This is a genomic window from Cytobacillus gottheilii (genome assembly GCF_900166665.1).
GTDB lineage: Bacteria > Bacillota > Bacilli > Bacillales > Cytobacillaceae > Cytobacillus > Cytobacillus gottheilii_A.
Genome location: NZ_LT800494.1, coordinates 4,269,071 through 4,284,958, shown reverse-complemented (window position 1 = coordinate 4,284,958; position 15,888 = coordinate 4,269,071). Strand labels below are relative to the sequence as shown.

The window sequence follows — 15,888 nt, the reverse complement described above, 5'->3', positions numbered from 1 at the left end:
TATATGAATACCTTGAGCAATTGGCTCGACTTTCTTTCTACAAAGATCATTTTAGTACTCTGTTTAATTTTCTTTGTGGCAGCTGCATTTTACTCATTTATAAATGGGATAGAAACTTATATATATACAAACGATTTCCTTCATTTTTTAGCCTGGATTAGCGGAATAGTTGCAGCTTTAGGTGTTTATATACTTTTTATTAATCGTTTATTGTCGAATAAAATGTTTTTAATCTTTCTAATCTTATTTGCATTTACTGTTCGACTAATTTGGATTTTGAATTTTAATACGCGTATTGAATCAGATTTTTATATATTATATACAGCCGCGGTAGATGCAGCTAATGGCAATTTTAATTTCTCTGAACAGCTGTATTTTAGGAGCTGGGTTTATCAGATTGGCTTTACGATGTACCAAGCACTAGTTATTGCAGTTTTTGGAGAGAGTGTATTTGTTCTAAAGTTTATAAGTGTTTTTTATTCTATTGGCATTACTGTATTAATTTATTTAATTGGGAAAGAAGTTATAAATGAAACAGCAGGCAGGATAGCAGCGATCTTCTATGCGTCTTATGCCTCTAGTATCGTTATGACCTCTGTACTTACGAATGATCATCTTTCCACACTATTTTATCTGCTTGGATTTTACCTAATTGTCAAAACTAAAAATCCAACGATAAAGATAGGATTACTCATAGGGTTATTTATTGGATTAGGCAATATCATAAGGCCTCTGGGAAGTTTAATTCTCATCGCTATTTTTCTATATTATATAGTTTACAGGGTTATTCTGGAGACAAAGGAAAGAAGACTCCGATCGTTAGGAACCCTTTTTGGAATATTCATTGCCTATTTCCTCGTCATGAATATTGCAAGCTATGCATTCATTGCTGCAGGAGTAACAGAATATCCCTTATCTAACAGAGCGCCGTACTGGAAGTTTCTTATCGGAGTCAATCAGGAGACAAATGGAGGTTATTCTGCAGAAGATGCTTCTTTTATGTCACAATTTTCACTAGGTGATGAACGTGATAAGGTTGAAAAAGAACTCATTCTAGAAAGAATAGCAGATAAAGAGCAAGTTGCTAATTTATTGTATAGGAAATTTAAAATTATGTGGGGGCATGGTGATGCGTCCATTAATTGGAGTATGAGCTCCATAGATAGGCCATTTGTTTTCCAGCAATTAAAAGCAATAGAACGTGCAACCTATTTTATTATGCTGGTCTTTGCTTTTATTTTCTTATTCTTATTTAGAAAAAAGCTAAGCACTCCTCTCATATTTTTATTGGTAGTGATCTTAGGGTATGTCATGTCACATCTCTTAATTGAAATTCAAACCAGATACCGATTCTTTATCATGCCAATATTTTCAATTTTGGCTGGAGGGGGATTGGCCATGATAAGCACTATGCTATTTAAATACAATAAAGTTGTTTCTGAGCGGCTAGATCCAAAGAAGAATGATATTCAATAAAGTTCTGATTTAGAGGAGTTTGTTTATTAGAGATGAAACGCTTCCCATAAGCTAGGCAGATAGAGGTTAAGTCTGACAATCTTAGGGGGAGTGTTTTTCTGTCTAGAAGATCTATCACACCAGTAATGAAATGAAGGGTTTAATATCATTAAAACCTGAACAATTGTGGCCAAAAAGATTGTAAAAAGTGCCGCAGTATCATAGTAATATGGTTCGTTACTGATACTGAAGGTCTTAGAGATCATCTAGTTTTGCTATAATTAATACGAGTGAGTTGGCAATTCTTATTCTTATCAATCGACACCGTTTAAAGGTCTTTTTTTAAAGTATACATCCGCTACAGCCACCCACTACATAAACGCAGCCTTCACAATGTTATACAAGTTAATAAATATAATAAGAAGAATAGCGAAATTAAATATCTTTTCTACTTGGCTATCTGTTATTTTGGTGACGATATTAGAGCCGATCCAGCCTCCTAATATACCGCCTGGAATCATGACGAAAAGCATGGATAGGTTGTAGTCACCGAAGCCGCCAGAAAAGGCAATTAGCAATAAAGCTGACAGCTGCGAGAAGAAAATGATAAAAATAGAATTAACTCCGGCATTCTTTGTGCTCATGGAGAACAGGAGGCATAAGATTGCCACATTTAGTGGTCCTCCGCCAATTCCCAGAAAGGCTGAGAGAAAGCCAAGAGAACCGCCGACTAGAAAAATAATGGTTTTATTTTTTAGCAGGTACGATTTTAAGCTATGCTTCTTTTTAAAATAAATAAGGATTAGTGATAGTAAAATGGCTAATAAAGAAGATTGAATAATTGCAGTAATAGTTGGAACGTTTAGAGAGATCGCAATGACGTTAAAAATGGCTTTGCCTGCAAGCCCTCCTAAAATGGACCCTGCTGCCAGGATCGAGCTCGTACCTTTATCAATTTTCACTTCCTTACCTCTCAGTTTAATCAATGAAACAGCAGCCATTGATAATACGGTAGCGGCCGATAAAACACCTATTGTTGGAAGGTCGAAGTCGCCGAATAGGTCCAGCATGGGCTTGATAATCACTCCGCCACCCAGGCCAGCAACTGCACCAAGTGTAGTTGCAATTAACCCAATGGCAAAATATAAAATAAACATTAACATCCTCTTCAGCCCCTATGCAGTTCTTATGTTCGTAAAACGTTCATGTAAATTAGGATAGCAAACTTTCATTGATTAAAAAAATTCCATTATTGAATGAGGTATAACGAGAAGTTATACATGAATACCACAGCAAGTACAATAAAATAACGTAATCCCGATGTTATAATAAAACCAACAAGATTTTTGAACGTGTAGGAGGTTCAGATTTGAACATTGATAATCTTAAAATGTTCTGTGCTGTAGTGGAAGAAGGCAGTATTACACAAGCTGCTAAAAAAGGGTTTGTATCGCAGCCGGCTGTTACGAAACAAATTCGCCAGCTTGAAAATGTATATGGTGCTGCTTTATTTGATCGCTCTGAAAATAAATTAATTCTTTCCGAGGCTGGAAAGGGTTTATACCCATATGCAAAAGAAATGATTTTGCATTATCAAAAATCGAAGGACGCCATCCAGTACTTGCTGGAAGGTCAGGATATTAAGCTCAACGTAGGGGCCAGCTTAACAATAGGAGAATATATTCTTCCTGAATTGCTGAAACGTTATTTGCATAAACAGGAGAATATCAAGTTTCATTTAGCATTGAGCAATACACCCGATATGTTAACGAAACTGAAATTGAATGAGATCGATGTCGCTTTAGTAGAAGGCTTGTTGGAAAAAGATAAAAAAGATCAGGAACTGCTGATTGAAAAATTTTCAGAGGATGATTTAGTCTTAGTTACTTCCTACGATCATCGCTGGAAAAACAGGACTGAAATCCATATAGAAGAATTAACAGAGGAAATGATGATCTGGCGGGAAGCGGTCTCGGGCACTAGGGGCTTAGTGGAGCATTCTCTTCATGAACGAGGTGTATTAATGAATATCCAATCTGCAATTGAACTGGGCAGTGTTCAAGCGATTAAAAGCTCAGTTGAAGCGGGACTGGGGATCAGTATATTGCCAAAATTAACGATTGCAAAAGAATTAAAATACAGCTTATTAAGAGAAGTGAAGATAAAAGATTTCCAGCTTAAAAGAGACTTATATGTAGTCAGGAAAAAGACGAGGTTCAGCCGAGCGGGACTGGATCCGTTTGTAGACTATATTAAAAAGGAGTTTCATTAACTCCCAAGTGAGCGTTAAGCATGGAGTTTTTCATATTCTGCTTTGTCTCTAGCAGAGAAGTCTAAATATAATATGAAAATGTCAGCAGCAAAGGTTGTCAAAATTGTAACTGCCCAGTTCATATATTTCTCCTAATATCTGCTATAATAATTCTATTGGTTTAACACTATAGGATGGTGCACAATGGAAAATCGACCTAATGAGAAGGCGCATTTATGGACTGACGAAGAACGATATCGTGTATTAGTAGAGCATGTTAGTGATTGGATTTGGGAAGTAGATGAAAAAGGCATCTATACGTATGCAAGTCCAAGGGTAAAAGATATATTAGGATATGAGCCTTGTGAGGTCATCGGCAAAACACCATTTGACTTAATGGAGCCGGGAGAAGCGCTACGGATTGGTTCTATATTTGAATATCATGTGGTAAATAAGCTTCCTATTAAAAGCTTAGAGAATATTAATCTGCATCGCGATGGACATGAAGTGATACTAGAAACTAGCGGCTCCCCTATCATTGACGATGATGGGAATTGTATAGGCTATAGAGGAATGGATCGGGATATTACACTAAGGAAGCAAAATGAGCGCAGACAGCAGCAGCTTTTAGAGATTATTGAAGCCTCCCCGGACTTTATAGCAACATTAGATACAGAGGGAAATAGTCTATATTTCAACCCGTCTGCACGCAAAATGCTGGGAATCAGTGAAGAGCAAACTGGCAGTCAAACAGCGAAACAAAGATGGGTGAATGAGACGATTGAACATTATGGAATTCCAACTGCCATCGCGAATGGCCATTGGAAAGGGGAAACCTCGATCCTTAAAAGTGATGGAAAAGAAGTACCCGTTTCGCAAATGATTGTGGCACATAAATCTGAAAATGGTTCTGTGGAATTCCTTTCTACAATTGCTCATGATATAACGGAAAGAAAAGAACTGGAAAGAGTGATTGAATACCAAGCGTATTATGACGCATTAACGAAATTGCCTAACAGGCATTCTCTCTATAAAAAAATATCGGAAATAATGTTCGAAAACCTAAAAGCAGCTGTATTATTTATAGACTTAGATAACTTTAAAGACATTAATGATCGGTTTGGTCATGAAACAGGAGACCGCATTTTAATCAGTACAGCAGAACAAATAAAAAAATGCGCCGGAGAAATCCCGTTCGTTTGCCGATATGGAGGAGACGAGTTCATCGTTATTTTAGAACATATAGACGATGAATTTGCAGTAAAGGAAGAGGCAAGGCGAATTCTGAATGCACTCCAAAAGCCTGTTCTCCTTAATGGCCATATATTTCAAGTGACAGGGAGTATCGGCATCAGTATGTTTCCGGACGATGGAACCGATGTAGTCACATTAATCAATAAAGCAGATCACGCCATGTATCAGATAAAAAGAGATGGAAAGAACAATTATACAGGCAGCTTTTAAAAATAAGATCTAGATGGTCAACCTAATTTGTTTTACCACTTGGGGCTCAGTTGACTTAGGGGGATATTCATCCGTACCAAATTCAAACGATAGGTTTCATAAAAGTGGTCAAGCTGGTGATGGAAGAGATACGCTAGAAAGAGAAAAAATAGTTTATTGTATAGAGATATTTCCAGCTCAAATGGGAAAATTTTTAATTCGTCTGAGGAATTATAGAGGCTGAGACAAAACGAAAATACTATTTCTTAAACACAAATGTACATTGTCATGGTATGCGTGTTTACACAAGTCCGTTGCACCTGCGCTGCAGACACTCGCTTTCCGTGGGGAGGAAGCTGAGCCTCCTAGAAGCAAGCTTCTGCGGGGTCTCACCCTTTCCTCTATTACCCACAGGAGTCGAGGGTCCTCCGCTCCATTTCACTCAAGTTAATATAATATCTTTTATAATCATAAAAACCGAATGGTTAGAAAGATGACTTCCTAACTATTCGGTCCTATGAGAGTGTTAAATACTTATGTCCCAGTCTCTTATTATAGGGTATTAGTTCTTAATAGAGCACCTTACTCGATCTCACCAGCAGGTCCAAAGAATTCAAAATGGATATGCTCGGACGCTACACCCCATTCCTTAAGAGCGGAATAGATCTTTTTCATAAAGGGAACAGGTCCGCAGAAGTAAAAGTCTGCCTGAGGAGTTCCAGCTATTGACTTAAGCCATTCTAAATCTATGAAACCTTCTTTGTCATAATTATTATTTTCCCGATCCTTTTCAGTTGGGCTGGAATAAGCAACAAAACTTTTTACATGCTCTGATTTCCTTGCAGCCTCTATAACTTCGTTTTTAAAAGCATGGACATCACTGTTCAAAGCACCATGGATAAACGTAACCTCTTTGTTAGGCTGTGCTTTTATAATGGTGTGAAGCATACTGACCATCGGCGTCAATCCGACACCGCCGCTGATTAAAATGGCAGGTAGCTCGTTTTGTTCTAAAACAAAATCGCCAGCAGGAGCATTAACTTCCACTATATCTCCTTCCTGAACATCTTCATGAAGATAAGAAGATACCACACCTTGTTCTTCATGCTTCACACTTATTCTATAATAATCTTTGTTTGGTTCGGCGGATAAACTATAGTGACGGATATGGGTATATGTATCTCCGTCAGGCTGAACTCTTACAGTAAGATACTGACCAGCACGGTAAGAAGCAATGTCCAATCCATCCTCAGGCTTTAAATAAAACGAAGTGATGACAGCACTTTCTTTTACTTTACGCTCCACAATGAAGTTTCTAAACCCTTCCCAGCCGCCTGGCTGCTCTTTAGCTTCTTTGTACATTTCTTTTTCAATGCCAATAAAAGCATCTGCAATAATACCATAGGCTTCTGCCCATGCATTGATCATTTCGTCAGTTGCTGCATCTCCTAATACATCTTTGATGGCAGCTAATAAATGTTCGCCTACAATAGGGTAATGCTCAGGCAATACACCTAGTGCTCTATGTTTTTGACCGATTTGTTTTACGACAGGAAGAATTGTTTCTAATTGATCAATATTTGCAGCGGCAGCGTACACTGCATTTGCTAGAGCTGCCTGCTGACGGCCTTCTCTTTGGTTGGCATGATTAAAAATATTCAGCAGTTCAGGGTGATTGGAGAACAGCTGGCTATAAAAACGTGTAGTAATCTGTTTTCCATATTGTTCGAGGACAGGAACTGTGCTTTGTATAATTTTAATGGTTTCTTGACTTAACATCATATCATCCCTTCGAAATATAAACATGTATTATTTATGCATGTTTATAATATACCAACGGTGACAATAAAAGATATATAAAATATACATCTTTTGAAAAGTTGTCACATTTAACATGTGAAGAAGGAGGTACTATAAAGTGCTGCTAAGCAAAGATAACCGTCTGAAGGCTTGCCAATCGGCGAGATTTCTAGATATAATACTAGCAAACTGATTAAGGAGCTTTAACTAGAATGAGGCTAACAACCTATACGGATTATTCTCTTCGAGTTTTAATATTTTTAGCTCTGAAGAAGCCTGATGATTTAAGCACGATTCAGGAAATAGCAGATTCTTATGATATCTCCAAGAACCATCTGATGAAGATTATTCATCACTTGGGCCAGCTGGGATATGTGGAGACAATCAGAGGCCGAAATGGTGGCATCCGCCTTGCTGAAAAGCCAAAAGATATAAATATTGGAAAAGTAGTCTATGAAACAGAAGATGATTTTCATATTGTTGGCTGCTTTAAACAGGGAGAAGGATATTGCTCAATCTCGCCATCCTGTAAATTGAAAAATGCTCTGCATGAGGCATTGCAAGCTTTTTTGAATGTCTTATATGGCTATACATTAGAGGATTTTGTATTAAATAGAAAAGAACTGAATGATTTGTTTGGAATCAAAGATGTCTAATCAACTGTAGCTAATACTACAATTGGTTGGCATTTTTTTTTGACGAAAGAGGGACAGATTTTATGACCTGTCCCTCTCATGCACACTTATGATCCAAACTCTTTCTCAACCGTTACCAAAGCTGCTCCTATGATTTGATGCATATCATAATATTTATATGTGGCTAACCTGCCTCCGAAGATCACATTTGCCTCATTGTCTGCGAGCTCTTTATATTTTCTGTAGACTTCATTGTTTTTGTCATCGTTGATCGGATAATATGGTTCGTCACCAGGTTTCCACTCTGATGGATACTCTTCAGTAATGACCGTTTTATCTCCTGTGCCAAATTCAAAATGCTTATGTTCAATGATTCTTGTATATGGGGTCTCTTGATCTGTATAGTTTACAACTGCATTTCCCTGGTAGTTATCTGTGTCCTTCATAACCTTTGTCTCAAAATGCAGGCTTCGATATTCCAGGATTCCATATTTGTAATCATAATACTGATCAATCATGCCTGTATAAACAACCTTCTTCGCTAGTCCTTTTAATTCTTCACGTTTTTCAAAAAAGTCAACATTTAATCTGACCTCAATATTTTGAAGCATTTTTTCAATAATTCCTGTGTAGCCGCCAATGGGGATTCCCTGATAGCGATCATTAAAATAATTATTGTCATACGTAAATCGAACTGGCAGGCGTTTGATAATAAAAGCCGGCAATTCTGAAGCTGGTCTTCCCCATTGTTTTTCTGTGTAGCCTTTAATTAATTTTTCATAAATATCAGTTCCCACCAGGGAGATAGCTTGTTCTTCTAAATTTTTTGGATCGGTGACACCAGCAGCATTCTTTTGCTCTTCGATTTTAGCTTTAGCCTCTTGTGGTGTCACAACACCCCATAATTTATTAAAGGTGTTCATATTAAAGGGGAGGTTATAAATTTCGCCTTTGTAATTTGCGATTGGAGAGTTCGTATAGCGATTAAACTCAGCAAACTCATTTATATAGTCCCAAATCTTTTGGTTGTTAGTATGAAAAATATGGGCTCCATATGTATGAACATGAATATCTTCCATCTTTTCTGTATACACATTACCGCCGATATGATTGCGTTTATCAACAACTAGACATTTCTTTCCTCTTTTATGGGCTTCATAAGCAAATACAGAACCAAATAAACCAGCCCCTACAATTAAATAATCGTACATCTGAAAATCTCCTTATTCACAATTTATCACTGCCATTATTTTAACCTAAATTTATAATAGTATAAAATGGGAGAAGTAAATTGAAAACGTATTAAAAATAGCGATATGGAATTATATAGGATGAAAATGTCACAAACCCTTGTCAATTGCTAGAGGCAATTGCAAGCTATTCTATTAGAATGCTATACTTAAACCTACAATGTGACAAAAGGTGAAATTATGAATATTGAGGCACTGCAACACTTTAACAAGGTATATCAGATGAAGAGTATTAATTCGGCAGCTAAAGAATTATTTATTACCCCACAGGGTCTAAGTAAAACCATTAAGCAGCTTGAATTAGAACTAGAGGCCGAGCTGTTTGACCGGGGGCCTCGGGGAATGATTGCAACAGAAGCAGGTGAACTGCTTTTCGCAAGAAGCCAGCATATTGTTTATCTGATGGAGGATTTGAAAAAAGAAATCAGTATTCTTAGCGGCAGAAAAGGAACACTGAATGCAGTCGTTACCTACTCTTCTACTGCTGTACTGCCGGTAGAGATATTATATGAATTTTCCAGAAGCTATCCTGATATTCAAGTGAAAATAACCGAATTGCCTGATGACTCGATCCTCAATCAGATGTTTCAAGAGGATGTTGATCTCGCTTTGGTGACTGACTACGAAGATATTGAAAACTGTGAACATGAATTGATCAGATTAGGAGAAGCTGTTGCGGTCGTTTCGGCAAGTCATCATTTAGCAAATAAACACATAGTTTCTATTGAAGATCTGAAAGATGAGCCGTTAGTGGTGAAGTCTGTTACAAAAGGAAGGGAACATGCGTTTGTTGATAAATGTCTGGATAAAGGTTTTACCCCAAATGTTGTTCATGAATTCGGCAGTATATTAACAGCTCATCGATTGTGTGAAATAAATGGCTTTGTTGCAATTTCTGTAGACTTTGTTGAAGCAGCCTTACAGGAAAATAACTTAAAGATTATCAGGCTTAAAGAAAAAATTCCGCAAAATATTTATTTGGTTTCACGCAAAAGAGGAATCCAGTCCAAAGCCATTATGTTATTTAAAAGCTATATAAAAGATCAATCCGAGATATAAGTCGATTTAAGGTGCTAGAATGCGCGTTAAATCGACTTTTTATTTTGCGTTTTTTGCAAGGGGGCAGCCGCTGATCAGAGAGTTATAAAACTGAAAGAGCGGTTTGATAGGAAAAATCAAAATCTTGATAGGTAACTGAAATAATTTGATAGGAAAAAGAAAAACTTTAATAGGAAAGCAAGCGAGTCTGATAGATTAGTGAAAAAGTTTGATAGGAAGCCGCCCCGGACCGTAACCTGATCCATTTGAAGTAAAACTCTTCTTTAATGGAAATCCAGCACAATGGTGACATTCTGTCAGATCTGGCCTATTAATGGCACCTCTTCTAAAAAAAAAGACGATGCCAAACGAAAAGTTACACCCCCCTAACTTTTCGTTTATAGTCGGTACTATTATTATAAGTTAAGCTTAAGGTGCAATCATTAAAACGGTTTCAAAAAACCGGACTGAAATGATAGCGCTTTACAATTTCGGCAGGAATTGTTTGATGAATAAAGATATAGTCAAACAATTTTCTAATTTACTAAATTTATATAAAGCGGGGGTCAAACAGAATGGCTAAGAAGAAAATGAGTAAGAAAAAGTTCCGCATTGTCTGGAGCTCAATTCTGAGTTTGCTCTTAGTAATCGCTCTTGGGGCAAACATTGCACTATCTTACTATTCAGATGTCATTACGGCTTATTTTACAGAAATTGATACGACAAGCAGCGAAGCAGTTGCAGCTCGTGAAAAATCAACTGAAGTAGCCGAAAAGATTGCAGATGAAGGAATCATTCTTTTACAGAATGAAGAGAACGCTTTACCACTAGCTGAGGGAACGAAAGTAAACGTTTTCGGCTGGAGTTTCACAAACCCAATTTATGGTGGTGCTGGGTCAGGGGGAACAGATGCCTCAACAGCTATCACACCTAAAGCAGGATTTGAAGCAGCAGGAATTGAGATTAATGAAGAATTATATAATGCTTACGCTGCAACAGATCTAAAAAGACCAGTTATTGGAATTGAAGGTCAGGACTTCACCATTCCAGAGCCTGAACCTGAAGATTTTTATACAGATGAGTTAATTTCTCAAGCGAAGGAATTCTCGGATACGGCTGTACTCTTCATCGCTCGTTCTGGAGGAGAAGGTGCGGATCTGCCGAAAAGCTTGTATGGAGAAGATACGTATAAAGAAGATGGCAGTCCTCAAGGTCCAACAGGACAAAAATTTGGCTTTGAAGATGACCAAGATCCAGATAAGCATTATTTAGAACTGACAAACAGAGAACTTGGCATGCTTGATGCTGTTACAGAGAATTTTGACAATATTATTGTCGTTGTAAACAGTGCGAACACTTTTGAACTGGATTGGATCAATGACTATGATCAAATTAATGGTGTTGTCAATATTGCTGGACCGGGGCAAAGTGGATTTGGTTCACTAGGTAAAGTACTTGCTGGTGACTTAAACCCATCTGGTAAAACAGTTGATATTTATGCAAAAGACGTTCTTGATGCACCAGCAGCTGTAAACTTTGGTGATTTTGATTACGTTCTTGAAAATTCCGATGGAACTTATTCAACAGCTGTCGATTCAAAAGGTGTTCCATTAAAGTATGTTGATTTAACTGAAGGTGTATATGTTGGATACCGTTATTATGAAACTGCTGCTGAAGAAGGGGTAATCAATTACGATGAAAAAATCCTCTATCCATTTGGGCACGGTTTAAGCTATACAACTTTTGAACAAGAAGTAGTGGCTGACAGTTTAACATGGAATGATACAGATATTTCTGTTGATGTAGAAGTAACTAACACAGGAGATGCAGCAGGTAAAGAAGTTGTTCAGCTTTATTACACTCCGCCTTATACTGGGGAAATTGAAAAATCCTCTATTAATCTAGCTGCATTTGGAAAAACGGGTGTTCTTGAACCGGGTGCTTCTGAAACCGTAACATTGTCATTCAAAGTGGAAGATATGGCAGCTTACGACCATAATAAAATTTTCAGTGACAACGGTGCATATGTTCTTGAAGCAGGCGAATACAGCCTTAGCCTGATGAGAAACTCTCATGAGAAGATCGCTGATGTAGGTTCGCAAACACTCACTGAAATTGTTTATGATTCTGGACGTTCAACAGACGAGCAAGTAGCGGTAAACCAATTTGATGAAGAAGTAACAGGTGAGGGCAGCATTGAAACCTATCTATCCAGAGCTGACGGTTTCGCTAACATGGATGAAATTGACCAAAACGAAACGTTCACTGTTACAAATGAAGATGGTTCAACGAAAGAAGTAGAAGGTACTTTAGTAGACCAAGACTTTGTCGATATGGTTAACAGCAAGCGTTATGACATACCAGCTGATACGCAGGATTCAGCACCGACAACTGGCGCTGATAATGGCTTAAAGCTTGAAGATTATAAGGATGTCGCTTTTGATGATGAAAGCTGGGAGCCATTACTTGATCAATTAACAGTTGATGATTTAGTAACAATTGTAACACTTGGAGGTTATAAAACTTCAGAAATCGCATCTGTTGGCAAGCCTGCAACAGTTGACTATGATGGTCCTGCAGGAATCAGCAACTTCATCTCTGGTTCACCATTGTCTGGGATTCCATTCCCTGCAGAAGTAATGCTTGCATCTACTTGGAATATTGAGCTTTCTACAGCAATGGGAGAAGCGATTGGTGAAGAAGCGGCTGCTTATGGTGTGACTGGCTGGTATGCACCGGCGATGAATATTCACCGTACAGCATTCGCTGGCAGAAACTTTGAGTATTATTCTGAAGATCCTTATCTATCCGGTAAGTTCGCGGCTGCTACAGTAGCAGGTTACCAAAGTAAGGGCGGAATTGTTTACTTAAAGCACTTTGCCTTAAATGACCAGGAAGACAACCGTACGCTTGGCGTTCTAACATGGGGCGATGAGCAGGCAATTCGTGAAATTTACTTAAAGCCTTTTGAAATCGCCGTTAAAGAGGGCGGAGCTTTAGGAATGATGTCTTCTTTCAATAGCATTGGTGATGTGTGGGCAGGTGCGGATGAAAGCTTGCTTACGGAAGTATTGCGAAATGAGTGGGGCTTTAGAGGTTTGGTTAATACAGACTTCTTTATCCAGGATGCATATCCGTATATGAATGCTGACCTTGCTGTGCGTGCTGGTAACGATATTATGCTTACTGGTGTAGCGCCATATGGTGTACCGCAGATTAATACGGACAGCAATGATACTCTATGGGCAATGAGAGATGCTGCTAAAAATGCCATGTATGCTGTTGCAAATAGTGGAGCCATTGACAATGGAATGAGTTCTGATACTCCTCAATGGGTCATCATTACAATTGTAGTTGATGCACTAGTTGCTCTAGGAATTATCTTAGGATTCTACTTTGTATTCCGCAGTTCAAGAAATAGAGATCAGCAGCAAGCAGAAGATACAACCTTAGCTTAATATAAAGCAAAAAATATCAGCGGTACTCCTATTGTGGGGGTACCGCTTAATCCACAAAAAGAGGACTGACCAATGAAAAAACTAGATGAAACGAAAATAAAGTCATTAAGATATAGCGACATCATAGAAAAAATGACGATAGAAGAAAAAGCTTCATTGATGTCCGGGAAAGATTTTTGGCAAACACAGGATATAGAGAGATTTGGTATAAACAACATCTTTTTGGCAGATGGACCGCATGGCATTCGGAAGCAAATGGCTGCTGCTGACCATCTTGGTCTTAATGAGAGTACTCCAGCAACCTGTTTCCCAACAGCCGCTACGGTAGCAAATAGCTGGAATGTGGAACTGGGAGAAAAGATTGGTGAATATTTAGGTGAAGAAGCTGTTGCTCAAAAAGTAAATGTTCTGCTTGGACCTGGGATCAACATGAAAAGAGACCCATTATGCGGCAGAAACTTTGAGTACTTCAGTGAAGACCCGTACCATACAGGGAAAATGGCTGCAAGTTATATAAAAGGGATTCAATCTCACGGTATTTCTGCGTGCGTGAAACACTTCGCAGTGAACAATCAAGAAGAACGGCGGATGTCTATTGATACGATCGTAGATGAAAGAACGCTGAGAGAGATTTATTTAACGGCATTTGAAATAGCTGTCAAAGAAGGACAAACGAAGACGGTTATGTCATCTTATAATATGCTCAATGGTGAATATACAAATGAAAACATTCACTTGATGCGAGAGATCCTGCGTGATGAATGGGATTTTGACGGTGTTGTTGTAACAGATTGGGGCGGCAGCAATGATCGTGTTGCAGGTCTTGTGGCTGGAAATGAATTGGAAATGCCGACAACAGCTGGTGAGACAAATCAAGAAATCATTGATGCCATTAAAAATGGCAAAATCGAAGAACATTTTCTAGATGAAGCGGTTGATCGGCTTCTTCATTTAATCTTTACAACAGAGGAAGTATTTAATAAACCTTATAAACAAAGCTTTGACGTTATGGAACATCACCAGGTCGCTCAGGAAGTGGCTGAGGAATCTATGGTACTTCTAAAAAATGTAGATCAAATCCTTCCGCTTAAGAGTGGTGTTAAAGTAGCAACGATTGGACAATTTGCTGAAGAAGCAAGGTATCAAGGTGCTGGTTCCTCTATTGTTAATCCAACCATCTTAGAAAACACTTTGGAAGTTCTTGCAGATTCTAGAATAGAAAATATCGGCTATGAACCTGGTTTTGAGCGTTATGGGAAAAAGAATTCGAAAAAAATAGAAAAGGCATGTGCACTTGCTAAGAACGCAGATGTGGTTCTTTTATATATTGGTCTGGATGAAGCTACTGAAGCTGAGGGACTAGATCGAAGCGATATGAAAATTCCAGAAAATCAAATTGAGTTATTACATGCTATTCATAAGGTGAATCCAAATATTGTAGCTGTTTTGTCTTGTGGAGCAGCAGTTGAAATGCCTTGGATTGATAAAGTAAAGGGCTTATTGCATGGATACCTCAATGGCCAGGCAGGAGCGAAAGCAGTTCTTAAGATCCTTACTGGCGAAGTGAATCCTTCAGGAAAATTAGCTGAATCCTATCCTATTCGCTATGAAGATACACCAGCGTTCTATCAGTTCCCTGGTAAGGAAGTAAGTGTAGAGTACCGTGAAGCTATGTATATTGGCTATCGTTATTACGATACTGCCAACGTTGAAGTTCGTTTTCCTTTCGGATATGGGCTAAGCTATACTACTTTTGATTATTCTGATATTCAAGTGAATAAAGAAGGTGTTACTTTCAATTTAACTAACACAGGCTCTGTTGCTGGAATGGAGATAGCACAGCTGTATGTTGGCTGCCAATCAGGCGAGATTTTCAGACCTGCCAAAGAGCTCAAAGGGTTCAAAAAAGTGTTTTTAAACCCAGGTGAAACAAAAGCCGTTGCAATTCCTTTTGATGATAAAACATTCCGTTATTACAATGTAAAGAGTGATAATTGGGAAATAGAAGAAGCGGATTACAGCATTCTGATTGGTGCATCGAGCGCAGATATCCGTCTCAGAGAACAGATTTATATTGAAGGTACCAACGCACCTGCACCTTATGAAAAATCAAAATTACCAAGCTATTATTCTGGCAAAGCAAACAAAATAAATGTAGAAGAATTTGAAGCGCTTCTTGGACGAAAGGTTCCGCCGGCTAAATGGGATCGCTCAAGACCGCTTGGCTATAATGATACGATTGCACAATGTCAGTACGCAAAAGGTGCAATTGCCAGATTTGCTTATAAATCCATTACTTTTGCTCATTGGTTCCTTAAGAAAATAGGGAAACGGAGTACAGCCAATCTGATCATGATGTCTGTTTATCATATGCCGTTTAGAGGGATTGCGCGTATGACGGGAGGCATTATTAATATGCCAATGCTGGACGGTATACTCATGATGGTGAATGGCCAATTCTTTAAAGGGATCGGACATTTTTTAAGAGAACGAAAAAAGTTTGTAAAGATTGCGAAATGAAGTAAATACCAGTAGTTGAAGCAGAGAAGGAGATGTAA

General features: G+C 38.2%; 10 protein-coding genes. 7 read left to right on the top strand and 3 right to left on the bottom strand.

Translation table 11 applies throughout. From position 1 onward, the window contains the following. Window positions 1-3: 3 nt before the first annotated feature. A complete protein-coding gene (locus B7E07_RS20980; protein ID WP_080848748.1) occupies window positions 4-1,476 on the top strand; it encodes an ArnT family glycosyltransferase in 1,473 nt (490 codons plus the stop codon). Window positions 1,477-1,826: 350 nt separating this feature from the next. Here B7E07_RS20980 and B7E07_RS20975 read toward each other — a convergent pair whose 3' ends face one another. Beyond that, complete coding sequence (locus tag B7E07_RS20975; protein ID WP_080849321.1) at window positions 1,827-2,612, bottom strand: sulfite exporter TauE/SafE family protein; 786 nt, start codon at window positions 2,610-2,612, stop codon at window positions 1,827-1,829. Between the two features lie 212 nt (window positions 2,613-2,824). On the opposite strand from B7E07_RS20975, the gene B7E07_RS20970 reads away from it, so the two are divergent. Then, window positions 2,825-3,727: a LysR family transcriptional regulator gene (locus B7E07_RS20970; RefSeq protein ID WP_080848747.1), complete on the top strand. Its 903-nt coding sequence runs from the start codon at window positions 2,825-2,827 to the stop codon at window positions 3,725-3,727. A gap of 183 nt (window positions 3,728-3,910) precedes the next feature. After that, on the top strand, window positions 3,911-5,170 hold the full coding sequence (locus B7E07_RS20965; RefSeq protein WP_080848746.1) for a sensor domain-containing protein: 1,260 nt from the start codon (window positions 3,911-3,913) through the stop codon (window positions 5,168-5,170). A 561-nt stretch (window positions 5,171-5,731) separates the two neighbouring features. Here the strand turns inward: B7E07_RS20965 and hmpA are convergent. After that, the gene (gene hmpA / locus B7E07_RS20960) at window positions 5,732-6,928 is read right to left on the bottom strand and encodes an NO-inducible flavohemoprotein (RefSeq protein ID WP_080848745.1); all 1,197 of its coding nucleotides are present in this window, start codon (window positions 6,926-6,928) and stop codon (window positions 5,732-5,734) included. Window positions 6,929-7,161: 233 nt separating this feature from the next. On the opposite strand from hmpA, the gene B7E07_RS20955 reads away from it, so the two are divergent. Beyond that, window positions 7,162-7,605 carry an Rrf2 family transcriptional regulator gene (locus tag B7E07_RS20955; protein ID WP_080848744.1) on the top strand — a complete coding sequence of 148 codons (444 nt, stop codon included), beginning with the start codon at window positions 7,162-7,164 and terminating at the stop codon, window positions 7,603-7,605. An 86-nt stretch (window positions 7,606-7,691) separates the two neighbouring features. On the opposite strand, the gene glf is transcribed toward B7E07_RS20955, so the two are convergent. Beyond that, window positions 7,692-8,795, bottom strand: a complete 1,104-nt coding sequence (gene glf, locus B7E07_RS20950) for a UDP-galactopyranose mutase (RefSeq protein WP_080848743.1) — start codon at window positions 8,793-8,795, stop codon at window positions 7,692-7,694. A 219-nt stretch (window positions 8,796-9,014) separates the two neighbouring features. Here glf and B7E07_RS20945 point away from each other — a divergent pair, with 219 nt between their 5' ends. The 3 genes from B7E07_RS20945 (at window position 9,015) to B7E07_RS20935 (ending at window position 15,850) form a co-directional block, all read left to right on the top strand. After that, window positions 9,015-9,893, top strand: a complete 879-nt coding sequence (locus B7E07_RS20945; protein ID WP_080848742.1) for a LysR family transcriptional regulator — start codon at window positions 9,015-9,017, stop codon at window positions 9,891-9,893. 554 nt (window positions 9,894-10,447) lie between these two features. Next, the gene (locus tag B7E07_RS20940) at window positions 10,448-13,330 is read left to right on the top strand and encodes a glycoside hydrolase family 3 N-terminal domain-containing protein (RefSeq protein WP_080848741.1); all 2,883 of its coding nucleotides are present in this window, start codon (window positions 10,448-10,450) and stop codon (window positions 13,328-13,330) included. A gap of 72 nt (window positions 13,331-13,402) precedes the next feature. Beyond that, a complete protein-coding gene (locus tag B7E07_RS20935) occupies window positions 13,403-15,850 on the top strand; it encodes a beta-glucosidase (RefSeq protein WP_080848740.1) in 2,448 nt (815 codons plus the stop codon). The last annotated feature ends 38 nt before the right edge of the window (window positions 15,851-15,888 follow it).